The sequence below is a fragment of the Nostoc sp. NMS9 genome, assembly GCF_017114995.1.
In the GTDB taxonomy this organism is placed as follows: Bacteria; Cyanobacteriota; Cyanobacteriia; order Cyanobacteriales; family Nostocaceae; genus Nostoc.
The window spans coordinates 131217-152999 of sequence record NZ_JABXKL010000091.1 but is presented as its reverse complement, the minus strand read 5'-3'; the positions used below and the strand labels follow the sequence as shown (position 1 = coordinate 152999).

The following is a 21783-nucleotide window of genomic DNA, read 5'->3' as shown; positions in this document are numbered from 1 at the left end:
TAAGTTACATAATTATTTTTGTGAGTGACTACACTTTAATCTGGCAAAAAAATCTGTGACTTCAGTAACAATACAGAAAAACAATATATTAGCAACAAAGGTAATAAAAAAGCTAAATTATGGGAGTTTTGCTAAAACCCGAATGAATTCCAGAGGTAAGCCATCAGTATCAGCAATGAAAGCTACTTCGTAAATGCGATCGCCTATTTGCTGTTGTGTCGGTTCTAAAAGTACCTTCAACGGTTCTGATCCTTCGGTTTGACTCTCAGCAGTTAGTAGTACACGTTCTTGTAAACTTGTCAACCAGCTAGGTAAATCTGGTGTAATCTCAGTTAAATCGAACGAGAGATGATAATACCCTACATAATGCTCATCAGCAAAGGCATCTGGGGCTGGTTTTGGTTCGGGAATTTGGATCAGTTCAATTCTGCCGCCCAATCCTTCCATCCAGCAAGCTAGGGTGTAGCCTGTGGTAAAGCGTTCTGAAATTGTAAACCCTAAAAGTTCGTAGAAAGCGATCGCTTGATGAATATTCGCAGTCCGAATAGAGGCGTGGTGCATATTAGTCCTTAGTCCTTAGTCCTTAGTCATTTGTCCTTTGTTATTCACTAATGACAAATGACTAATGACAAATGACCATTACTCAAACAACCTGAAATAAGGGTAGCGTACAGGGACACCAGGCTCTTTTTCCAAGTCAAAATTAATCACTTCCCAACAGGCATCATCTGAGGTATCGGGGCTAAACTCCACGGGTAAGCCGTACAAACGCGCAGCAGTAACTTCTGGTTGTCCAGAACGCCAAGGCGTGCTGCGTTCTAAGTAGCCACTCATCAATTCCTGATAGCGTCGAGCAATAATCACTCGTGTTGCTCGAAAGCCTTGGGTATAGAGCTTATCTAATGCTTCGTGAATTTCAAAGCGAATACCATCAGGATGAGTATGTTGTCTATACCATTCATTATTCCACCTCCGCCAATGACGCCCCGATTGCAAATGGATTAACTCTCCATTTTTAGGATTAGCTTCAAACGCGCCATGACGAGGGCACAAATAGGTATCTGTTAGTGTCAGCGCCGGAATAGTCTGGCGACAATGGGGACACTGTATTTCCGGCCCAAACATCGGGTACTGCAAACCTGGATTCATCATGAAGTGCGTACAAACATAATTTTGTCTTCACCAGCACTAGTGGGTTGGATTATACACTTCGGCTCAACCACTTTGAGTTACTTGCTCACTGCTGCATAGACACAGTGTTGCGGCAGGAACATTGTTCACTAGTGTTTTCCTCAGCGTAGAGGCTTGACGCTGTGATATCCTGGTTGTGCAACCAGCCTCAAAGGTTGGAGTTTCTCCAGTGTTCCTGGGTACCATATTCATATTCTATCGTGTCTACCGCTTCTTACTGGACATCTCCTGATTTTTCTCAAGCTGCCTTCATTGCATCCAATGCTGTTGTTATGGGTTCGGTAAATATAGCAACAGGAGTGAGCATTTGGTATGGAGCAGTGGTGAGGGGAGATGTAGAACGGATTGAAATTGGCGAATGCACAAATATTCAGGATGGTGCAATTCTACATGGTGATGCTGGTTTTCCAACAATTTTAGAAGATCATGTTACCGTAGGGCATCGCGCTGTGGTACATTCTGCTTACATTGAGCGTGGAAGTTTGATTGGCATAGGCGCAGTGATTTTAGATGGGGTACGAGTGGGTGCTGGTAGCATTATTGGTGCTGGCGCAGTGGTAACTAAAAATGTACCGCCTTTGTCTCTAGTTGTCGGTATTCCAGGTAAAGTGTTACGCCAAGTAACAAATGTTGAAGCCGCAGAACTGATTGAACACGCTAAACGTTACCAAAAGTTAGCTTTAATTCATGCTGGTAAGGGTACTGATATTGGGTTTAGCAAGGCTTAGGGAGTGCGGAGAAGAAGGGGATGAGGGAGATGAGGGAGATAAGGAAGCACGGGGAGAAAGAATAACTAATGCCCAATGCCCAATGCCCAATCCCCCATAATTTAAACATTCTTTACATATCTAGTTGGAAAAATTGCCCACTTCAGCTAAGAATAAAAATGAGAGCTGTTGACAAAACTTTAATTTCTACTTAAAAGAGGGGTTCTTAGATATGGATATCGATTTTCGTATAGCGATCGTTTTAGCACCAGTTGTTATTGCCGCTAGCTGGGCAGTGTTTAATATTGGCGCTGCCGCTTTAAGACAAATTCAAGGCTTTTTGGATAGAGAAGCTTAAATTCATTAATTGGGTATTGGACATGGGGCATTGGGTATTGATTATTCCCCTTGTGCCCTTGTCTCCACTCTGTACTCCCCACTCCCCATTCCTTGGATATCGATTCTGTAATACAACCGCTGCAACGCTTTGGCGTCCACCTGGGACTCGATCGCATTGTCAATCTATTGGCAAATCTTGGCAATCCCCATCAGCAAGTCCCAGTAATTCATGTTGCTGGCACTAATGGCAAAGGTTCAGTCTGTGCCTATCTTTCCTCGGTACTAACTGAGGCTGGTTATCGTACAGGACGCTATACTTCCCCCCATTTAGTTGATTGGACGGAACGTATTTGTCTGAATGAACAGCCAATTTCCTCAGAGGAATTGAGTCAATTATTAGAAAAAGTCCAAGCGGTTATTCGTCATCAGGACGAATCGGCAACTCAGTTTGAAGTCATTACGGCGGCTGCTTGGTTATATTTTGCCCAGCAACAAGTTGATGTGGCTGTGGTAGAAGTCGGACTAGGAGGGCGCTTAGATGCTACCAATGTCTGCTTGGAACCCTTGGTTACACTCATTACTTCCATTAGCCGCGAACACTGGCAGCAACTTGGCCCTACCGTCGCTGATATTGCTAGAGAAAAAGCAGGTATTCTCAAACCTGGATGTCCTGTTGTTGTTGGGCCATTACCACCAGAGGCAGACAAAGTGGTGCGATCGCGTGCCTTAGAATTACAATGCCCAATTTTTACACCTCAAAGCGCCCATGAAATCGCTACAGGCTGGGCAGAATATGAAACAATTCAAAATTCAAAATTCAAAATTCAAAATTTAAAATTAATTAAATACCCTTTGCCGTTAGCGGGACAAATTCAGTTAACTAATTCAGCTTTGGCTTTAGCTGCTTTAGAAATTCTCCAACAACAGGGTTGGCAGATTTTAGAAGAAGCCATAATTAACGGCATGGCCAAAACTAAATGGCCAGGGCGGATGCAATGGACTACTTGGAAAAACCATAAATTATTACTTGATGGCGCTCATAATACCGCCGCCGCCCAAGTTCTCCGCCAGTATGTTGACAGCTTAGATACACTTAACCACAAGCCAGTGAATTGGGTTATGGGAATGTTTGCCGATAAGGATCATACTGATATTTTTACCGCTTTACTGCGACCAGGCGATCGCCTTTATATAGTACCAATACCAGTAGAACCTTGGCCCGGTAAAACTTCCGCTGACCTAGACTACTTATCAAACCTAGCTTACAACCTCTGTCCCGAATTAAGCGATCGCCAAATCCATCCAGATTTATTCACAGCACTAGCAGCCGCAATTTCAACCGCTACCACAGACGATTTAATCGTTTTGTGTGGTTCCCTTTATTTAGTCGGCGATTTTTTACAAATGGGAAATAGGGAATAGGGAGATGGGGGAGAAATCAATTCAAAATTCAAAATTCAAAATTAAAGAACTTCTGCCTTCTGCCTTCTGCCTCCTCTTTCCCAATGCCCAATGCCCCATGCCCAATGCCCAATGCCCAATGCCCAATGCCCAATGCCCAAATTTATCTTTGATCCCACTGTTGCGCCGCATCTTCTACAGCTTTATCTACAGTCTTCTCGCCTAACATTGCTGCTTGCAAGTTCTCATAAACTGCCTTTTGCAGTTTATTAAAATCCTTCAAGGTAGGGGTCAATATTTCTGCCTTTGGCAGTTCTTTAGCACTCATCACTCGCGCTTTTTCTATTGTTGAAGCATTAGCTGGAACATCTTTAAAGTAGGTATCAGACAATGCTTTGATTGTAGAAGGTAGAACATTTGCAGCTTTAGCAAAGGCTAACTGATTTTCGTCATTGGTAACAAACAAAGCAAACTTCACTGCGCCATCTGATTGTTTGCTATCGCGGGGAATAACTATATTCATCACGGCGACATTTTTCTTACCTGTATCCCCGGTGAGTTGAGGTGCTATTTCTGAAGCTTGAGCAATTTTTGGGGCATTATTAGCGATCGTTTTCAGGAACTCTGGCCCAGAAGCTAGAAACACAGTCTCTCCAGATTGGTATAAATCGATCGCGTGGCGATGTCCTTGGGTTAAAGCCTCTTTAGGAAGCAAACCTTTTTTATACAAATCTACCCAATACTGAAACGCGGCTTTCCCTGGTGCTGAATTAAACGCCGCTTTACCCTCAGCATCTATTAGGGTGACTCCCATTTGCACGAAAGATTCTAGCACTTCACCGGAATCTTGCGGTACGAAAGTCACAAAAAAAGCATATTTACCCGTCTTGTCTTTAATTTGTTGCGCTGCTTGTGCTAATTCTGCGTAGGTTACAGGGACTTTATTGATACCTGCCTGTTTTAATAAATCAGTGTTATAAATGGTTAACCGTGTGGTGAGATACCAGGGAATTCCAAAACTCTTACCATTAAGCGTACTTGCTTTCCAGATATTCGGCAGATAGGAGGAACGTACATCATTTGGGACTTTTGCATCTAAATCTAACCAGGCATTTCGTCCGGCAAGTTGGGAAGCAAAACCCGGATTCAAGTTAACTACATCAGGTGGCGTTTTTGCGGAGACAGCTGTTAATATTTTGTTCTCCATTGCCGCCCAAGGTACATCAACCCAGTTAATCTTTATACCTGGATTTTGCGATTCAAAATCCGCAATTAGGCTTTTGAAGTAGTCGGTAAATTGAGGTTGGAGTTGCATTGTCCAAAACTCAACAGTTCCCACTCCTGAAGTAGCTTGTTTTGTACTTGTATTAACATTACCTGTGCTGCAACTTACAATCCAACTGGTTAATAAGCCAAGCAGTACCAAAGCAACAAGTTGTTTAAATTTTCGCAATTGAATCATTTTCCCAGTATTTTTACGCTTGATCAGTGTGAAAAGCTTAGACAGAATTGTTGAGATTATAGGCTAAATAAATTACCCGTAAAGACGTAATATATAACGCCTTTACCGCAACAAATTTAAATTTTCAATTTAGCAGTCCAGCGGGCACAACTGTGGTAAAAAGCTTCAATAGTCTGTTTGGCAAATCGAAAAAAGGGGTAGGCATTGAACTTGCTCCCGAACGGGTGAATGTAGTTCAGCTACGCAAGCAGGGTCAAGGCTTGAAACTAGAAATCTATACATCGGTAGCAGTTCCAGAAGGGATAGTTACTGATGGTCAAATCAACGACCCTCCAGCAATGGCGCAATTAATCCAGCAGGCGCTAGCTGAGAGCAAAATCAAAACTTCTCGCGTTGCTACTGGTGTACCAGGACGAGATTCTATCGTTCGGATTATACCAGTGCCAGCAGAGTTAGATGATAAAGAACTGCGAGAAATGGTGCTGAACCATGAAGCAGGTTTGTATTTACCCTATCCTCGTGAAGAGGCTGATGTAGATTATCAGAAACTTGGGTATTTTGTAGATGAAGATGGCATTGAAAAAGTACACGTCCTCCTAGTTGCCACCCGCAAGGAGATAACGGATACCTATATAAGTACATTTGAGCAGGCAGGATTACAAATTGATGTTTTAGAAATTAACAGTTTTGCTCTAATTCGGACTATTCGCGAACAACTACGACAATTTGGCCCGCAAGAAGCAGCAGTACTAGTTGATATCGAGTTTGACAGTACAGAAATCGCCATCATCGTTAACGGAGTGCCGCAATTTTCACGCACAGTCCCCATCGGGACTTATCAAATGCAAACTGCCTTAGCAAGGGCAATGAGCTTACCTACATCACGAGATATGGAACTGTTACACGGAATGGTTATTCCTGCAACTCCCATAGACGGCGGTAAAACTGGCGTTACCGAACTCAATCCTGGCATGGCTGCCATATTGAGAGTCTTGGGAGAACTAACGGATGAACTGCGCCGTTCCATCGATTTTTACCTGAATCAAAGTGAAAATTTGGAGGTAGCGCAGATTTTATTAGCTGGGCCAGGAGGTGGACTTCAACAGCTAGATGAATTTTTTACCCAACGATTGAGCTTGCCAACTACCCAAATAGATCCAATCGGGTCTTTGTCTTTGGAAGTGGACACTGATAAATATCCACAGGTACAACGCTCTGGCTTGGCGATTGTACTCGGTCTAGGAATGCGGGAGGTGTAATAAAATGTACAGCCTAGATGTTAACTTTCTTAAAGACCGCCCAGCATACCAGAAAAAGCCAGAGAGAAAAGGAGGAATAGCCCTAAAGTTTCCTACGGGGGATTTGACACTAGTGTATGTGGGAGTTGCAGTCGGTGTAGGTCTTCCAGCTTTATTGGGAGTTAGTTGGTGGTTGTTACAAGGGAAGATTGTTGAATTGGATGGTCAGATTGCACAACTAGACCAAGAAAGCAAGAGATTAGATACAGAAATAGGAAATCTGAACAAAATCAAAGCCGAGACAAACGCAATTAAAGGGGAAACCCAAGCTTTAGTAACTGTATTTGACCAGATTCGTCCTTGGTCAGCCATGCTGCAAGATTTGCGCGATCGCATCCCAACGGCAGTGCAAATCGAGAATATCAAACAAATCCCACCTATTGCGGTAGCGGCAGGTCAGCCACCAAATAATCCCGCAGGAGGATTAGAAATTAACGGATTGGCTCGTTCCTTTAATGATGTCAATGATTTCTTATTGAGTTTACAACAGTCTCAGTTTTTGAAGCCCACAGAAACCAGAATTCTGACAGCAACGTTAGTAGATGCTCCCTTAACATCAAGTGCGAGTCAATCTTCTACTAATGTAGTAATTAAGCCGCCTCAAGTAGTTAAATACACTATTCAATCGAGCATGAACGACGTTCCAGCGTCAGAATTAATTCGAGAGTTAGAAAAAAAAGGCACAGTGGGGTTAGTGACTCGAATTCGTAATATGCAACAAACAGGAGTCATTTCAAAATGACGCTGAGTGATGATTTAAATTTTGCCGAACAAGGTGGGGAATTCGATCCGGCAACGCCAGCCGCACCTGTGGTATTTGGTATTGCCTTCACACCAAAAATTATTGGGATCTTGGTGGGGGTGATTGGTTTAGCAGGAGCAGGTTATATATTGTTAAACCTGCTGATGCCAGCTTGGGAAAGTTATCAGCAGCAGCAAGCCAAAAGCTCTGAACTGCAAGCGCAAATTGAGCAAAAAAAAGCCAATATCAAACAGATTGACAAAGTTAAAGACGAACTAGCACAGGCAAAGCAGCAAAAAGTTCAGGTTTTAAGTTTATTTGCTAACGAAAAAACCTTAGATACATTGCTGTTGGATTTGAACCGCTTAATTGAGTCTGGCAATACTCCAACTTCTATTAACGCAGTAAGAGCCAAACTGAAGAAATATGTGCCGATTTCCCAAAAACCAGAACCGATTGTCGATGGAAGTCTAGGACTAGGGGTTGACGGCAAGCTGCAACGCAGTACTATCAGCGCTGAGATTACAGCAACTTATGAACAAACACAATCGATAATTCGTAACATTGAGCGGTTACAGCCTTTGTTAATAGTTAAAGATTATCAAGCAACTTTGGCTCCAGCAGAGACAAGATCCCCATTAGATAAAACGCCGATGCAGGTAGGTCCAGCAGCGATTAATACATCATTCCAGTTACAGGTATTGATGCCACTTAGTCCAGAAGAAATAGCCGCAGCAGCTAAAGCTGCCCCGAAAAAGTAGTCAAATTAGAGCCAGGACGAATAGAATTCGCGGCTATACAAGCGTAGACAAAGCCTTCCCGCAGACTAAGGAAAAATTGAGGGTTTTGAAACTCACGTTCGCCCTTGGCGTTCCCATAGGGTAGGTGGGTAAAGTCTCGTGTAGTCAAGCCAGCACGGTCTTCTCCAAAAAGGAGAGGCTACCGCCAATGGGGTTTCCCATAAGCAATTGGCGTATGGTTTCTAACCGCCTACTCAAAATTGTTTGTAAACAAGGTTTTATAAGGTGAGGAATGAACTGTGAAACAGCTTCACGGTAATAGTTTTATTTTAGGTACTGCCGCTTTTGTATTTTTAGCAGCTCAACCAGTTTGGGCACAAATTAGTCAAGTTACTGATGTCCAGTTAAATCCAGTTAATGGTGGAATTAGCGTCGCTTTGAAAACTTCTTCCGGGTCGCGTCCCCAAGTTTTCACTACAAAAAGAGGCAAGGCTTTAGTAGCAGATGTTATCAACACTCAATTACGATTACCACAAGGTAATAGTTTTCGTCAAGATAACCCCGCACCAGGAATTGCCTCTGTTGAGGTTAGTCAGCTTGATGCTAATAGCATTCGGGTGACGGTAACTGGCAGCAATGATGCACCTGGCAGTCAACCTGTGATGCGATCGCCAAATGGAATTACACTCAGCTTTAGCCCTTCAACAGGCACTACAGCATCAGCACCAACGCCAACAGCCCCAACACCCACTGCACCACCTGCTACTACTCCAGCCCAACCGGGTCAAAATCCAGGTGTTCTCGTTCCTAACCCGCAAGTCACCATTGACGGACAACCTGCACAAACAGCTGGGCCAGGTCAACCTCTGAGTCAGGCTCCACCGTTCTTACCTCGAGCCGTCGCCCCACCAGTGGGAGATATTGCCATTTCGGCTACTGATGCTTCTCCTAGCACACTTGACTTAGGAACTCAGGAACGTGTACCTCGTTTAGTACTGCGAGATGCTCCAGTGCGTGAGGTTTTGTCACTACTTGCGCGTGCTGCTGGTATGAACCTGGCTTATGCAGGAGGAGAAGATAAGGGATCTAGCGTAACTCTGTCTCAGGGTGCTGGTGATACTGAAAAGCAAGTATATCAAACAATATCTCTAGATATAGAAAACGAGCCAGTGCAAGATGTATTTAACTACGTTTTGCGCCTTAGTGGTTTAGAAGCTAGCCGCAGTGGGCGCACAATTTTTGTAGCGCCTAAACTGCCTAATTCAACTCGTGATGTAGTGATACGGAACCTGAGAATTAACCAAGCAAAAGTGAAAGAAATCTTAAGGGTTTTAGTTAACCTGGGAGCAGAGAGTGCTGTCAATGCTGAACCAAAGATAACTAGGGTGACTACACAAGTAGCGGGTACAGCAGACGGAAAGCAAACAAATACAGCTGAAGACTCGGATTTAACGGCTCAACGCATTAAATTTACTGACTCAATTCCACTACTTAGAGGTTTACAAGTATTAGGAGACGAGCGAACCAGTACTATTACTTTGATAGGTGTCCCCAGGTTAGTTGACATTGCAGTGGCTCAAATTACTCCCCTTGATATCCGCCGCCGTCAAGTGGCAGTTAACGTCAGGATTATCGACGTTAACCTCTTGGCAGCTAATGATTTCAACACTAGCTTTTCCTTTGGGGTTGGTAATAACTTCTTTACTAATGAAGGCGGTGTCGCATCTCTGAATTTTGGCGGTTCTAGACCAGCTACCACGGCTGAAGCGGCAAACAGCTTGACTAATACACCGATTATCAATAATCTCGCTAGCACTCTTGCATCGCCATACCAGTTCCCCAAGCGTCTTCTCGCTAGCTTGCAGGCTCAGGTTACAAATGGCAATGCTAAGATTTTGACCGATCCAACCTTAATTGTGCAAGAAGGCCAGACGGCTGATGTCCAACTAACTCAGCAAGTTGTAGGAGATATAACAGTAACCATAACTGACACGGCTGGTGGCTCTAGAGAAGTGCGAAATACAGCAAAAGAGACTGTAGGGTTAATTCTTGCTGTCCAAGTAGAAAAAATTGATGACAACGGTTTTGTTTCTCTACAAGTTGCTCCCCAAGTCAAATCTCCAGCAGGTACAGCAAATACAGGTAATGGGCAAATCATTTTAATTTCTCAACGCTCCCTAACTTCTGGCACAATTCGCTTACGAGATGGTCAGACACTTATCTTGAGTGGCATCATTCAAGACCAAGACCGGACAGCTATTTCCAAGATTCCTATCTTAGGCGATCTTCCACTGATTGGTTCGTTATTTAGAAGTACAAACCGACAGAACCAGCGTCAAGAGGTGATTGTATTGCTCACACCTCAGATTATCGATGACTCTGAAAACTCTTCCTACGGCTATAACTACACCCCCAGCCCAGAAGTGCGGCAAATCCTTGAGCGTCGGGGGTTGAAGGTTCCTGGTAGGTAATAAAGATAATGAACAGGTAAGTTACCTCTGGCAAATGCTCAGATCCCCGACATCTTCAAGAAGTCGGGGATCTTCTTGTTCACAAGTAGGATTAAATTTAAACGTTATTTTACAATAAAACTACCCAATTACAATAGAAGTAACAGTAGTGGGTGAATACTAATGATTTCAGAACAAGAGTTATTAACAAAGTGGCGCTCTCTTCCACAAGACAAACAAGAGGAAGTTTTAGATTTTGTTGAATTTATTGGTTTGAAAAACTCTGCAAATAAAATTCCATTGGGCGAACGTTTGCAGCAAATTCGCACTAAGATTGTTGCTTATGGTAAATTTGCAAAATTGGGATGCTCCCGTATTAATGTAGTTTCTATTTTTGATTGAGTTACTATGATAAATGTGAGAAATAATCTAGATTTAATATGAATACGACGATTTATCGTGTTTTTGTGATTGTTAATTTTCATTAAAAATTTTTAACTTAAGGTTTGTAGCCCACTCATCTAACAAAAAGGGAAATACTTTTATGACAGCACTTACATTAAATCTCAATTCTGTAATTAAATTGACAAGAGAGCAGTTTTATCAATTGTGTGAAGAAAACCCCGATTTAAAATTAGAACGCAATGCCGAAGGAGAGTTGATTATCATGCCACCTACGGGAGGAGAAACAGGAAAAAGTAATTCTACTATTAACGCTCAAATATGGTTCTGGAACGACCAAAATCAATTGGGCGAAGTTTTTGATTCATCAACTGGATTTACTTTACCTTCAGGGGCTGACCGTTCTCCAGATGTTTCTTGGGTGGAAAAATCTCGTTGGAATGCTTTGACTAAAGAACAAAAAGAAAAATTTATTCCCCTATGTCCTGATTTTGTTATCGAGATACTTTCGCCTAATGACAGCTTGAAAAAAACTCAGAATAAGATGCAAGAGTATATCGAAAATGGTTGTCGTCTAGGTTGGTTGATCAACCGAAAAAAACAGGAAGTAGAAATTTATCGTCCAGGACAAGATGTGGAAGTTTTAAAATTTCCTCAAACTATTTCTGGGGAAAATGTTTTACTTGGTTTTGTACTCAATATACAACGAATTTGGTAAAAAGTTCGATGTGTGGACTTCAATTTTCACATACTTGTAAAATTACCTAAAATAGCTAGACTACAGTGATTTGTATCGATTAGGTACATTATTCAAAAGGATTATCTTCATTAAACTCTGCTTGACCACGGCTAGCAATTACTAGCTTCAGACACTCCTCTAAGTCGTCACCTTCCCAAGTACCTATAGTTTTCAGATGTTCTAGAAGTGAGCTTCCTGTGGAATGAACAGTAGTATGACTAGCAGATTCTACTAGATGTTGTGTTGGTTGCACTTGGGTTTCCTTTGTTTTCAAAAAACGTAAAAAATTAAATGTTTCAGTCAAAAGTGCATCTGGTGCTGATTCAATTTCTTCGATAAGTTGTTCTTTAATTTTCATATTCACGCCTCTTTAACTGACATTTTTTAGTAGTGTAAAACAGCAAGTGTGGTTGTGGCTATGTTGGTAGACTTCCAGCTTGAAAAATCTGTTCGGCAGTTAAATTCAATTCTGGGAAAGTAGGCGAGACTATGTTAGCGCTGCCTCTAAATTGAGTAACTTGGTATTCACCATCGATTAATTGATAAATAGATATAGTCGGCTGTTTGGGGTTGCCAGTGAACTTTTTAGCGCCTAGACCGAGATAATCTACAACCCAGTATTCAGGAATTCCAATACCCTCATACTTACCCTGTTTTGTGTAGTAGTCATCATCCCAGTTGGTACTAACTACCTCAACTACTAAAGGAATTGATGCTGCAAGGCTTACAGTTGATTCTTTTTTCCATAGCGGCTCATTTATCAAATTAGGGCGATTGAGTAATAGCACATCTGGGGAGTAGCCAGATTCCGACTTAGTTGGTTTTACCAGCGCAGTTTTGGGGATTGTATAAGGTAAATTTAATCGGTCAAATTCTACTATTAGTTTTCTTGCTACAAAACCTACAACATCTTCATGGTCTCCGACTGGTTGTGCCATTTCAACAATCACGCCATCATGTAATTCGTATCTTCCGCCTTCGGGCCGCCATGCTGCAAAATCTTCAAAGGTTACTAGTTTGGGTATGGCTTGAGTCATAATTTATCGCCCTTAGTAGTCGTTTCGGTCATACCGCTTCTTTGCCTTGGCTCGATTCACATTCAACCTTAACAGTAATATTAATGGGTACAGTACTGGAAAAGGTTTGTTGCAAAGAACTGAACTATGGTGGCAATAACAACATCCGCAGAAAATAGGGTTTTACTCCACAACATCAGCTGGCAAACTTTTAAAACCATGCTGGCTGAAATGGGTTCAGATCGTAACTCCCGACTGGCTTATGACAATGGAACCGTAGAAATTATAATCCCACTGATGCCGCACGAGAACTCAAACCGTGTAATTGAAGGTTTTGTTGGCGTGCTGTGCGAAGAGTTGGGCTGGGAAATTAGACGCGCTGGTTCATTAACTTTAACGCGGGATGATTTGCAGCGGGGAGCCGAGCCAGATAGTAGCTACTACATCCAAAATGAAGCATTAGTTCGAGATAAAGAAAATATTGACCTCGCTACTGACCCGCCCCCTGACCTGGTGCTGGAAGTGGAATATTCCAGGTCTGCAATAGACAAGCTGAGGCTTTATGCTGCAATGGGAGTCCCTGAATTTTGGCGTTATAACGGCAGTGTGTTGCGAGTTTACACGCTTGCAAGTGGGCAATACTCAGAAGTCGAAACCAGTCTTACTTTTGCGCCTGTGTCAGTGAAGGAGATTCCTCAATTTATCCAAGAAGCGAGGAAGAATGGGGAAATTGCTACTACTCGTGCTTTTCGGGCTTGGGTGCAACAAAAAACTTCTACTAAGGATTGACTCACTCCAGCATTTTTTTTATAAGGGACTTGCAAAAAATAAATAATCCTAAAGTACATGGAGACAGTTAGAGGTGTAACGGATGCACCAGAAAAAGTTGTTGCAGCGATCGCTACCACAAATGTTAAGAAAGATGTGACTAATGGATCGCCTTGTAGGGGAGAAGCTTTAATTTTTACCCCTTCCCAACTAAAGAAGCTTGCTAGGGGGTTAAATTTTGCATTGGATTTTCCACATCACATGAAAAGTGAGCAAAATCCCCGAATTTTTAGAGAAATCGGGAACCTGAGCCTTCAATTTCCATGAAAATTGCTTAATCTCAGCAATAACTCTTCAACATCGGTAATGAATGCCAACAAACGTTGACCATTTCCCACCTCCCCACTCCCCTGTTTTCTTTGCAATTGCAGGATTTACTAGGTATTTTTTCCTATTTTTAGAGTGGTTTTTAGGGAAACAAGTACCCTAAAATTACAAAAAATCCTGAAATCTATATAAATTAATGGTTTCATCTATCCACATCAGGCTACAACACCTTAGAATGATTCATTGAAAAGTCGAGCCGATGGGATGTACAGCCGTTTTGAGAAAAAATACTCCCAAAGGATGATTTTTGTATTTCCGCGAACAAAGATTTCAGTAAGAATGTATTAATGTGCATCCGTACTGAAATCTCAAGTAAACCTTCAGGAGTTTGACATGAACAAAGGTGAATTAGTTGATGCCGTAGCTGAAAAGGCTAGTGTTACCAAAAAACAAGCGGATGCAGTCTTAACTGCCGCTTTGGAAACGATTATTGAAGCGGTTTCCTCTGGTGATAAGGTGACATTGGTGGGATTTGGCTCATTTGAATCACGGGAACGTAAAGCCCGTGAAGGTCGTAACCCGAAAACAAATGAAAAAATGGAAATTCCAGCGACGAGGGTTCCTGCCTTCTCCGCAGGAAAACTGTTTAGAGAAAAGGTAGCACCCCCAAAAGCATAGGTTCTGTCTTCGGGAACCCTTTTTTAATGCGGCAACCTGCACACGGGGGAAATTTAGCCTGGGCAGCAGCACTGGCTGGCTGTCCCCCTGATGCTATTCTGGATTTTTCTGCTAGCATCAGCCCGTTGGGACCTCCAAATAGCGTGATCGCTGCTATACTGTCCCAAATCGGTAATCTTAAGCACTATCCAGACCCAAACTATAGTGAACTGAGACTAGCTCTCAGTCACTTCCATCAATTGCCGCCTGAGTGGATTCTGCCGGGTAACGGCTCCGCAGAATTACTCACTCTCATAGGTAGGGAATTAGCTCAATTAGCCGCGACAATTTTAATCACTCCAGCCTTTGGCGACTACTACCGAACCTTGGCAGCGTACAACGCTAATGTGCTGGAGTATCCTTTGTCATTGGTCATTGGTCATTGGTCACTTGTACTGAGCTTTGCTGTTGGCGCAGCCTCTCGTAGAGAAGTATTGGTCATTGACAAAGGACAAAGGACAAAGGACAAAGGACTATTGCTGAATAACCCCCACAACCCAACCGGAAAGCTATTTTCACGGGAGTCTATTTTGCCCTACCTGGAGCAATTTGCTTTGGTTGTGGTGGATGAAGCATTTATGGATTTTGTGCTGCCCAATGAGGAACAAAGCCTGATTCCAGTGGTGCAGGAATATAGGAATTTAGTAGTATTGCGATCGCTGACCAAATTTTACAGTCTCCCAGGACTGCGATTAGGATATGCGATCGCACATCCTGACTGCCTAGCTAAATGGCAGCTATGGCGCGATCCTTGGCCCGTAAACACGCTAGCGGCAGCGGCGGCAATTGCGGCACTCCAGGATACGGAGTTTCAGCAGCAAACTTGGGCATGGCTACCACCTGCACGAAACCAACTGTTTCAGGGTTTAAATGAAATCCCAGGATTGCAACCCCAAGCAAGTGCTGCTAACTTTTTACTGGTTGAGTCCCAAGAATCTACTTCCCACTTACAGCAACAATTACTCAAGTATCACCAGATTTTAATCCGCGATTGCCTTAGCTTTAAAGAACTAGGCGATCGCTTTTTCCGGGTTGCTGTACGTGAAGAGTCCGATAACCAACGCTTACTAACAGCGCTAAAAGAGAGTTAGGGGTTATAAGTTATAAGTTAGGAGTTAATAAGTTAAAAAAGGTTTTAATTCTTAACTGCTAATTCCTAACTCTTAATTCCTAACTCCTAACTCTTAACTCCTAACTCTAATCTAAATTCACGTGACCGTTGACTACGATGTTGTAATTATTGGCGGCAGTCTTGCTGGATACTATGCTGCCCTTGCTGCAACCCAACTACATGCTACAGTTGCCCTGGTACAACCCAAAGTAGACTACGGGTTTACTCATCACCATGCTCTTACCGAAATTGGTAAACTAGCGCAGAAGTTGAAGGATGCAGCTGGTTTTGGTATTCATACCACACACACTGATACCTCAGAAGAATGCCACATATCTATAGCATGGCAAGAAGCGATGCTGTATGCTCAATGCGTCGCCTCAAATCTAGAAGAACAGCATTCCCCTGCCATCCTAGCCGCGCAGGGAGTCGATGTGATCGTTGGCAGTGGTCAATTTCAATCTTTACCCCAATTGGCTTTTGCCGTTAACAATCGCCTACTACACGCCCGTACTTATTTGCTGGCCAGTGGTTCAAATCCAGAAATTCCTGAGATTGAAGGATTGCAAACCACTGGCTATCTAACCCTTTCTAATATTTGGCAATCCTTACAGGGAGCTACATTACCCAAAAATTGGGTAATTATCGGTGGAATTCCCCAAAGCATTGAAATTGCTCAAACTTTAGCAAGGTTTGGTTGTAGTGTGACGCTGGTAGTCAAGCATCCTTATGTTCTTCCATATCTAGACCCTGAGATAGCCATATTGCTTCAGGCGCAGTTGGAAGTCGAAGGTGTGCGCGTCCTCACCGAAAAACCAGTAACTCAGGTGAGGCTAATTGAGAATAAAAAGTGGATTCAAGCAGGAGATAAGGCCATTGAAACTGATGAAATTTTAGTAGCTACTGGACAACAGCCGAATCTTGAATCTCTAAATTTAGCAGCAGTAGGTGTGAAATGGCATCGGCGTAGCTTAGTGGTGAATGATAAACTGCAAACCACTAACCACCGCATTTATGCTTGTGGTGATGTAATTGGTGGTTACGACTTTGCCAATATCGCTAATTATGAAGCAAAAATTGCCCTGAACAATGCACTATTTTTCCCCAGGTTACGAGTAAATTATCCCTCCATTCCTTGGGGGATATTTTCTGTGCCGATACTGGCGCAAGTTGGTTTAACAGAGGCACAGGCAAAACGCCAATTTCGTCGAGATGAAGTTTTAGTTTTGCGACATTATTTTAAAACAGTGGCAGCAGCCCAACTTCGGAACGAAACCACTGGTATGTGTAAATTAATAGTGCTACGCAACGGCGAAATTTTGGGAGCTTCAATATTGGGGGCAGAAGCAGGCGAATTAATTAATTTGATTGCCTTAGCAATATCACAAAAAATTAAAGTCAAACATCTAGCAAATTTATCTCCTGCCTATCCCAGTTTTTCAGAAATTCTGGAACGAACTGCAAGAGAGTGGAGTAAGCAAAAGTTAAATACCAACATTCCTTTGCAAGAGTTTTTAGAAGGCTTCTTCCATTTTTGCCGCAATTGGAATTAGCACTTATGCATGGAGTTGTCACTCACTATAATAACTTAAAGAAGGTGCTGATATTATTACTGACTTTGCAGTTCTCGCTGCCTTTGCCAATATTGACAGCACCTTGATTGCAAACACAACGTCATCAGAATTGGGGAGCATCGCTCAAAATTGAGCTTAGAGGATGTTTTAAAAGGGTCTTTTGCTCTCATAGTTAGCACAGACAAGCATTTCAGTACATGGTTAAAATCTTAATTTTTCGTCGCACTTAATCCCGTGCTGAATAGCAAAATTATACCTTTCGGGACTTTTAAAACATCCTCTTATTATTTTTGTTGAAGTGCAAACTTTAGCTGTGTCAACTCTAATTCTCCTCCGGTTGTTGTTAATACTAAATTAATGCCTAAAACACTTTTTCCTGTAGTTGTATAGTTAGTTGGAAGTATTTTATTGGTCAAATCAAAATTTGTAGCACTTCCATATGTTATTTGATATGGTGTTGGTTTATCGCCAAGTAAAAATGATGTGATAGCTACTCGTGCTGGTGCTTTCTTTACTACACCTTTTAAAGCTAAAGGCACGAGCCTAAATTGCTTTTGAGTATTAGATGTATCAATTCTAATAATACATCTAGCCCTTGACGGTTGTGCCTTTACAGTTATAGGAGCGCGAAGGGTAAACTGATTTATTTGCGGATCGAAACTTATATTACATCCCTTATTAACCGAAAATCGCGGCTGGTTGTTTATTGGAGCAGCAGTGCTAGATGAATTGGCATCATAACAATAGAAAAAAAACAAGCACATTAATATGAAAAAATTACGTGTATCACTTAATCTCAACATCATCTTATTCTCCATCAACAGAAATTTGTAATCTTAAAGAAGAATAAATTCGGTAGATTCAATGAGTGGGGGATTTAGACCCATCACTCATTGAAGACCACTAAATTTATAATTTGGTGCGGTGTATCACCAGCTATCCGCAGAATCGCTAAAAGCAACGACTAGCAACGCTTTAGGTCAAAAGAAATTAACACATCCCCAGCATTTATATCGGCTGTATCAACGAAAATAGAACTTCCTGATGAGGATTGTGCAATCAGATTAATACCTAATAGTCCTTGCCCACCACCACTACATAAACCTGTAGCAGCTATAACAGTAATCTCATCTTGCTCTGCAAATGCCTTATCAGATGTAAATTTGGTAGTTTTAGGGCGAGCTACGGCTTGACCAAGAGCACCACCACTAAAGCTATAAGTTCTGCTTAAGCTGGTACCTTTACTCCCTCTCTCAACCTCAGTAGTTCCTTGGTACAGTACTTGTACATTTTGGACGATGAAACCACTTGGAATAAAAGTTTGAACACGTAAAATACACTTTTTACGGTCACCACTGAATGCACTAAAGTTATCCAAGACGATCGATAAGCTTCTACCATCCTCTCCAGCAAGCTGATCCTCAACATTACAATTAGATCCAGATCCGACGAGTGCCTCTCCAAAAGTAATACTAGGCTCTGCAGCCAAAACCTTGGTCGCAATCACGTTGATTCCAAGAATTGTAGATACAGACAGTAATACACCAAATTGTTTAAAGTTCATATTGATTTTAGTTATGTTGCTAGAGTTGTTTTTTGATGAAAAATGCATTTAGAAGGCAGAAGGTACGAGGTATGAAGGCATCTTTGCTTTAATCCCACGCTTAAAAGCATGAGATTGAAGCAGGGATGCTTTGTGTCTGGTGTTACATATCTCGACACAACTTTGTTCTAGTTGTGGGCAATGACCCACAACTAAAGTTTTGATTGATACTTACAGGCTTCTGCCTTCTTCAATTGTGGGAAATCCTTTCAGGTATGCTTTGACAATTTCTGCTCAATCAGAAAATGAAGCATAACTGTGTATCGCTGGAGTTAACAGAAAGAAGACGGACATCAAGTTGTAAGATGTATTCTTGCTGTAGTCCATGTGGGGAAGATCATATAGTTGTCTCAATCAACAAATATGTGTTCTTGATCACAGACATATTGTGTTTCCGAACACTGCTAACTTCAAAATAGTAGTATTGTAGTATTGAGGAGTACTACTCCAAAGTTAGGTGCTAAAAATTAGGGGTATAAATCACCGATTTAATAGTGCGATACTGATAGCGCATTAGTGAGCCGTCGAGCGTCACAACCAGCCGCAGACATCGCAGTTAAATAGCCGTTTTGATTGAGAATCTACATTCGGAGTGGCTGAAATTATAGTCGTAGACTGGGAACGAGGTAATTGGGAATGCCTTAAAAACCGCGCATGAAAATCCAAACTACTCCCGCCGCTGTTAGAGGTACGCTGAGGTTATCTGTGCCGTGGGGCGAGACTGCTTCTGCTAAGGTTGCAAAAGTAGCAGTTACCACCGCCGTCAACAAGGCCCATCCTAAACTTAAAGGCGTTGCTAAGGGACTCAGCGATGAACCAGGGAGCAGTAATAACACCAAGAAAATCACTACTGTACTCGCTACAAACATTGCTCCTGAACCTTCCCAGGAACGTACAGAACTTCCCACTTGGTATTTATGCTGCCCAAAACGTTTACCGATTAATGCTGCTAGTGCATCACCCCAGGTCATGACCATTATCCCTGCTACAGCAATTGGAGCGCTATCTACTGGCCCCTCTGGTCGCCACAGTAGCCCGAACAGCAGCGTTACTGAGATAGCGAAATAAACCGTGCCGGGTGAGCTATCTTGGGTATCCATTGCGCCGATGATTCGGTAGCGGTAAAACAGATAGTTCAGTCCGATAAAGGTAGCAAAGGGTATGATTCCGATTTCCCAGTGGCTAAACAGTAGCAGGACACCGAAAGCCCACATCCCTGCACCAATATGGATTACTTTGCGAGTCAAATCTGCCTTCACAGCAAACAGCTTACGCAATCCCTCGCCAATCACAAGCAGACTGGTAGCGTAAACATAAGAAATTGCTAGCCCGATAAAATCATTTGTCATTTGTCATTTGTTATTTGTTATTTGTCATTTGTCATTGGAGAAAGACTTATAGAAAGCTGCTCCTCTGCTGCGTTGGTTCACTTAGGTCGATCGCTATTTCGTCTAAAGTTCTTTTCTACTGACGAAACACTACCAATACCTTGAAGGATACCACGACCGATTAAACCTAAACCTTGACCAACTATTTGAGTAAGTATGAAGACTATACCGCTACCTAAAAAAGCTAATAGCGATTTTAAACGCGGTGCGATCGCATCACTAAATTCTAGGAGCAATGTCACTACTAAAGGAATATTAGAAAGTTTTACTAACTCTTGATTTCGAGGAGCATAAACTGAAGTATTGGCAATGCCACGAGGTACTATGACAAATAGTTCATAGCGACTTTCAAAAACTGCTTTTGGCTCATTTATATAATTTTTTAATCTATATTTCCACGACAAATCATTTCTAAACCGTTCAATCTCTCTTGTAGAAATAAATTGGCGTCCATAAAAGTTTTGCTTAATCTCTTCTACATCTGCTAAATAATTTAACAGTGGTTGCACTACTCCATTCGCTACCTGAATCAACAAGTTCTCTAAAATCATCAATGCTTGGGACTTGGCTTCAGCGCTAACTACTGGATAGGAGCTATTATCAATGTTCAATTCTGTTTGAAATAAGAGATAAGAATACAACTCGCAAACTAGCGGAATTTTATTAAGAATATCTTTTTGCACAATCTCTGTGTTTTGCAGCAATAAATTAACAATTTCTATGTTTTGATTAACTATTTTTATTCGAGAAAATTTACCAAAAAAATATATAATTGCTGCTTGCCATAAATCACGTATCAAGGTATTTTTTAATTCATCTAATTGATTTATTTCTATTTGAGATGCACGCAGTTCATCTAACTGTTCAGCTAGCTTTTGTAGGATCAGATAAAGTAATTCCCGTTTTTTATCTTCACGAAAGATGTCAATTTCTAAAGGTATATCTGTGACATTTCTTAAAGGAAATTGAAGCTTATTAACGCAAGATGTAAACAAGGCAGATTGTATGGTTCCCGGACTAAGTAAAGGTGATACGGTTTGCCTTTGTTGAATGGTACTGCTTAATGAAGGAGTCAAAAACGGCTCATCAGCAACTAGAATCTGTTCCTCTTGCCTTTCTTGTGGTGAAACCAACAACCGATTTAGCAACCAACGAGCCGCTAGCAGTTCTCGCCGCTGTCCAGCTAGAATTGCTCGATCTAGTACTGGTAGTCCGGGAACTTGTAATTGTGCTGTTACTGCGGCTAGGGTAGCGTCAATATTAGCGATTCCTGACAAACGTAAATTATTTCGTAGTTTAGAGAAAGGGAATGCGGAGTTAGGAGTTAGGAGTGAGGAGTTAGGAGTTATTATTGCTTCTGTGTCCTGGAACCAATAGGAACCACCATCTGCAACTTCTTGCATGGCGGCGACTAACTCAGGAAGTGGTGTACCTTTGAGGCAGTAGCCATTTACACCAATAGATTTCGCCGCCAATAGCAGTCCTTGTTCTTGAATAGAACTGAGGAGCAGGATTGGTAGGTTGGGATATAAGGCTCTGAGTTGCCGACAAAATTGTAAGCCTAGCTGTTGACTGGTGGTAGAGCGACCATTACCGAATTCTAAAACTACCAAATTTACCTGGTTAGGGTCTTTTTCAGCAATTTCTGCTAAAATCTGCAAGGCAACGGTGTCAGTTTCTACAACTGCGATCGCTTCTAGGTTAGGAATCGCTTCTAGAGCTACCCGTAATCCCAAACGAAAAATCGGGTCTTGGTCGATTAACAATAATTTTAGAGGGCGATCGCTCATAATCCACTCAATTAGATC

23 protein-coding genes are annotated in these 21783 nt (G+C 42.0%); 14 read left to right on the top strand and 9 right to left on the bottom strand.

The features are described from left to right. Nucleotides 1–117: 117 nt before the first annotated feature. Both HWQ40_RS29875 and HWQ40_RS29870 read right to left on the bottom strand, forming a co-directional pair. Entirely contained in the window at nucleotides 118–561 is a 444-nt protein-coding gene (locus HWQ40_RS29875; protein ID WP_292785335.1) for a VOC family protein, read from the bottom strand. A 78-nt stretch (nucleotides 562–639) separates the two neighbouring features. Further along, the gene (locus tag HWQ40_RS29870; protein WP_292785333.1) at nucleotides 640–1152 is read right to left on the bottom strand and encodes a TIGR02652 family protein; all 513 of its coding nucleotides are present in this window, start codon (nucleotides 1150–1152) and stop codon (nucleotides 640–642) included. Between the two features lie 239 nt (nucleotides 1153–1391). Here HWQ40_RS29870 and HWQ40_RS29865 point away from each other — a divergent pair, with 239 nt between their 5' ends. The 3 genes from HWQ40_RS29865 (at nucleotide 1392) to HWQ40_RS29855 (ending at nucleotide 3659) form a co-directional block, all read left to right on the top strand. Beyond that, nucleotides 1392–1919, top strand: coding sequence for a gamma carbonic anhydrase family protein (locus tag HWQ40_RS29865; protein ID WP_292785331.1), 528 nt, complete (start codon nucleotides 1392–1394; stop codon nucleotides 1917–1919). Between the two features lie 211 nt (nucleotides 1920–2130). Continuing rightward, complete coding sequence (locus tag HWQ40_RS29860) at nucleotides 2131–2256, top strand: photosystem II protein Y (RefSeq protein WP_099101230.1); 126 nt, start codon at nucleotides 2131–2133, stop codon at nucleotides 2254–2256. A gap of 92 nt (nucleotides 2257–2348) precedes the next feature. Further along, nucleotides 2349–3659, top strand: a complete 1311-nt coding sequence (locus HWQ40_RS29855) for a folylpolyglutamate synthase/dihydrofolate synthase family protein (protein WP_292785329.1) — start codon at nucleotides 2349–2351, stop codon at nucleotides 3657–3659. Between the two features lie 142 nt (nucleotides 3660–3801). Here the strand turns inward: HWQ40_RS29855 and HWQ40_RS29850 are convergent, their stop codons facing one another. Next, nucleotides 3802–5100 carry a sugar ABC transporter substrate-binding protein gene (locus HWQ40_RS29850; RefSeq protein WP_292785327.1) on the bottom strand — a complete coding sequence of 433 codons (1299 nt, stop codon included), beginning with the start codon at nucleotides 5098–5100 and terminating at the stop codon, nucleotides 3802–3804. A 152-nt stretch (nucleotides 5101–5252) separates the two neighbouring features. Between HWQ40_RS29850 and HWQ40_RS29845 the strand changes: the two genes are divergently transcribed. From HWQ40_RS29845 to HWQ40_RS29820, 6 genes are all read left to right on the top strand, one after another. Further along, a complete protein-coding gene (locus HWQ40_RS29845; RefSeq protein ID WP_292785325.1) occupies nucleotides 5253–6359 on the top strand; it encodes a type IV pilus assembly protein PilM in 1107 nt (368 codons plus the stop codon). A 4-nt stretch (nucleotides 6360–6363) separates the two neighbouring features. Next, complete coding sequence (locus HWQ40_RS29840) at nucleotides 6364–7140, top strand: PilN domain-containing protein (protein WP_292785323.1); 777 nt, start codon at nucleotides 6364–6366, stop codon at nucleotides 7138–7140. Beyond that, on the top strand, nucleotides 7137–7901 hold the full coding sequence (locus tag HWQ40_RS29835; RefSeq protein WP_292785321.1) for a pilus assembly protein PilO: 765 nt from the start codon (nucleotides 7137–7139) through the stop codon (nucleotides 7899–7901). Before HWQ40_RS29840 ends, HWQ40_RS29835 begins: the two co-directional genes overlap by 4 nt. Nucleotides 7902–8179: 278 nt before the next feature. After that, complete coding sequence (locus HWQ40_RS29830) at nucleotides 8180–10351, top strand: type IV pilus secretin family protein (protein ID WP_292785319.1); 2172 nt, start codon at nucleotides 8180–8182, stop codon at nucleotides 10349–10351. A gap of 162 nt (nucleotides 10352–10513) precedes the next feature. Continuing rightward, on the top strand, nucleotides 10514–10732 hold the full coding sequence (locus tag HWQ40_RS29825; protein WP_292785317.1) for a hypothetical protein: 219 nt from the start codon (nucleotides 10514–10516) through the stop codon (nucleotides 10730–10732). A gap of 142 nt (nucleotides 10733–10874) precedes the next feature. Continuing rightward, entirely contained in the window at nucleotides 10875–11450 is a 576-nt protein-coding gene (locus HWQ40_RS29820) for a Uma2 family endonuclease (protein ID WP_292785315.1), read from the top strand. An 88-nt stretch (nucleotides 11451–11538) separates the two neighbouring features. Here HWQ40_RS29820 and HWQ40_RS29815 read toward each other — a convergent pair whose 3' ends face one another. Together HWQ40_RS29815 and HWQ40_RS29810 are read right to left on the bottom strand one after the other, a co-directional pair. Beyond that, the gene (locus tag HWQ40_RS29815; protein WP_292785313.1) at nucleotides 11539–11829 is read right to left on the bottom strand and encodes a DUF2281 domain-containing protein; all 291 of its coding nucleotides are present in this window, start codon (nucleotides 11827–11829) and stop codon (nucleotides 11539–11541) included. A gap of 58 nt (nucleotides 11830–11887) precedes the next feature. Continuing rightward, nucleotides 11888–12508, bottom strand: a complete 621-nt coding sequence (locus HWQ40_RS29810; protein ID WP_292785311.1) for a Uma2 family endonuclease — start codon at nucleotides 12506–12508, stop codon at nucleotides 11888–11890. A gap of 126 nt (nucleotides 12509–12634) precedes the next feature. Here HWQ40_RS29810 and HWQ40_RS29805 point away from each other — a divergent pair, with 126 nt between their 5' ends. The 5 genes from HWQ40_RS29805 (at nucleotide 12635) to HWQ40_RS29785 (ending at nucleotide 16963) form a co-directional block, all read left to right on the top strand. Further along, nucleotides 12635–13276, top strand: coding sequence for a Uma2 family endonuclease (locus tag HWQ40_RS29805; RefSeq protein WP_292785309.1), 642 nt, complete (start codon nucleotides 12635–12637; stop codon nucleotides 13274–13276). Between the two features lie 57 nt (nucleotides 13277–13333). Further along, nucleotides 13334–13582, top strand: a complete 249-nt coding sequence (locus HWQ40_RS29800) for a hypothetical protein (RefSeq protein WP_292785307.1) — start codon at nucleotides 13334–13336, stop codon at nucleotides 13580–13582. A gap of 393 nt (nucleotides 13583–13975) precedes the next feature. Then, a complete protein-coding gene (locus HWQ40_RS29795; RefSeq protein ID WP_010998076.1) occupies nucleotides 13976–14260 on the top strand; it encodes an HU family DNA-binding protein in 285 nt (94 codons plus the stop codon). 26 nt (nucleotides 14261–14286) lie between these two features. Beyond that, complete coding sequence (cobD, locus tag HWQ40_RS29790; protein WP_292785305.1) at nucleotides 14287–15390, top strand: threonine-phosphate decarboxylase CobD; 1104 nt, start codon at nucleotides 14287–14289, stop codon at nucleotides 15388–15390. Between the two features lie 121 nt (nucleotides 15391–15511). Next, complete coding sequence (locus HWQ40_RS29785) at nucleotides 15512–16963, top strand: NAD(P)/FAD-dependent oxidoreductase (protein WP_292785304.1); 1452 nt, start codon at nucleotides 15512–15514, stop codon at nucleotides 16961–16963. 305 nt (nucleotides 16964–17268) lie between these two features. Here HWQ40_RS29785 and HWQ40_RS29780 read toward each other — a convergent pair whose 3' ends face one another. The 4 genes from HWQ40_RS29780 to HWQ40_RS29765 form a co-directional block, all read right to left on the bottom strand. Then, nucleotides 17269–17790, bottom strand: a complete 522-nt coding sequence (locus tag HWQ40_RS29780; RefSeq protein WP_292785302.1) for a hypothetical protein — start codon at nucleotides 17788–17790, stop codon at nucleotides 17269–17271. A gap of 158 nt (nucleotides 17791–17948) precedes the next feature. Then, nucleotides 17949–18548, bottom strand: coding sequence for a DUF4360 domain-containing protein (locus HWQ40_RS29775; RefSeq protein ID WP_292785301.1), 600 nt, complete (start codon nucleotides 18546–18548; stop codon nucleotides 17949–17951). Between the two features lie 680 nt (nucleotides 18549–19228). Further along, a complete protein-coding gene (locus HWQ40_RS29770; protein WP_292785300.1) occupies nucleotides 19229–19936 on the bottom strand; it encodes a phosphatidate cytidylyltransferase in 708 nt (235 codons plus the stop codon). A 77-nt stretch (nucleotides 19937–20013) separates the two neighbouring features. Further along, nucleotides 20014–21765 carry a DUF3685 domain-containing protein gene (locus tag HWQ40_RS29765; RefSeq protein WP_292785298.1) on the bottom strand — a complete coding sequence of 584 codons (1752 nt, stop codon included), beginning with the start codon at nucleotides 21763–21765 and terminating at the stop codon, nucleotides 20014–20016. Between the last annotated feature and the right edge of the window lie 18 nt (nucleotides 21766–21783).

Coding starts and splice junctions, on each gene's coding strand:
- HWQ40_RS29875 (WP_292785335.1), bottom strand. CDS start 561: ATGCACCACGCCTCTATTCGGACTGCGAATATTCATCAAGCGATCGCT.
- HWQ40_RS29870 (WP_292785333.1), bottom strand. CDS start 1,152: ATGATGAATCCAGGTTTGCAGTACCCGATGTTTGGGCCGGAAATACAG.
- HWQ40_RS29860 (WP_099101230.1), top strand. CDS start 2,131: ATGGATATCGATTTTCGTATAGCGATCGTTTTAGCACCAGTTGTTATT.
- HWQ40_RS29850 (WP_292785327.1), bottom strand. CDS start 5,100: ATGATTCAATTGCGAAAATTTAAACAACTTGTTGCTTTGGTACTGCTT.
- HWQ40_RS29840 (WP_292785323.1), top strand. CDS start 6,364: ATGTACAGCCTAGATGTTAACTTTCTTAAAGACCGCCCAGCATACCAG.
- HWQ40_RS29835 (WP_292785321.1), top strand. CDS start 7,137: ATGACGCTGAGTGATGATTTAAATTTTGCCGAACAAGGTGGGGAATTC.
- HWQ40_RS29825 (WP_292785317.1), top strand. CDS start 10,514: ATGATTTCAGAACAAGAGTTATTAACAAAGTGGCGCTCTCTTCCACAA.
- HWQ40_RS29820 (WP_292785315.1), top strand. CDS start 10,875: ATGACAGCACTTACATTAAATCTCAATTCTGTAATTAAATTGACAAGA.
- HWQ40_RS29815 (WP_292785313.1), bottom strand. CDS start 11,829: ATGAAAATTAAAGAACAACTTATCGAAGAAATTGAATCAGCACCAGAT.
- HWQ40_RS29810 (WP_292785311.1), bottom strand. CDS start 12,508: ATGACTCAAGCCATACCCAAACTAGTAACCTTTGAAGATTTTGCAGCA.
- HWQ40_RS29805 (WP_292785309.1), top strand. CDS start 12,635: ATGGTGGCAATAACAACATCCGCAGAAAATAGGGTTTTACTCCACAAC.
- HWQ40_RS29800 (WP_292785307.1), top strand. CDS start 13,334: ATGGAGACAGTTAGAGGTGTAACGGATGCACCAGAAAAAGTTGTTGCA.
- HWQ40_RS29795 (WP_010998076.1), top strand. CDS start 13,976: ATGAACAAAGGTGAATTAGTTGATGCCGTAGCTGAAAAGGCTAGTGTT.
- cobD (WP_292785305.1), top strand. CDS start 14,287: ATGCGGCAACCTGCACACGGGGGAAATTTAGCCTGGGCAGCAGCACTG.
- HWQ40_RS29780 (WP_292785302.1), bottom strand. CDS start 17,790: ATGATGTTGAGATTAAGTGATACACGTAATTTTTTCATATTAATGTGC.
- HWQ40_RS29775 (WP_292785301.1), bottom strand. CDS start 18,548: ATGAACTTTAAACAATTTGGTGTATTACTGTCTGTATCTACAATTCTT.
- HWQ40_RS29770 (WP_292785300.1), bottom strand. CDS start 19,936: ATGACAAATGATTTTATCGGGCTAGCAATTTCTTATGTTTACGCTACC.
- HWQ40_RS29765 (WP_292785298.1), bottom strand. CDS start 21,765: ATGAGCGATCGCCCTCTAAAATTATTGTTAATCGACCAAGACCCGATT.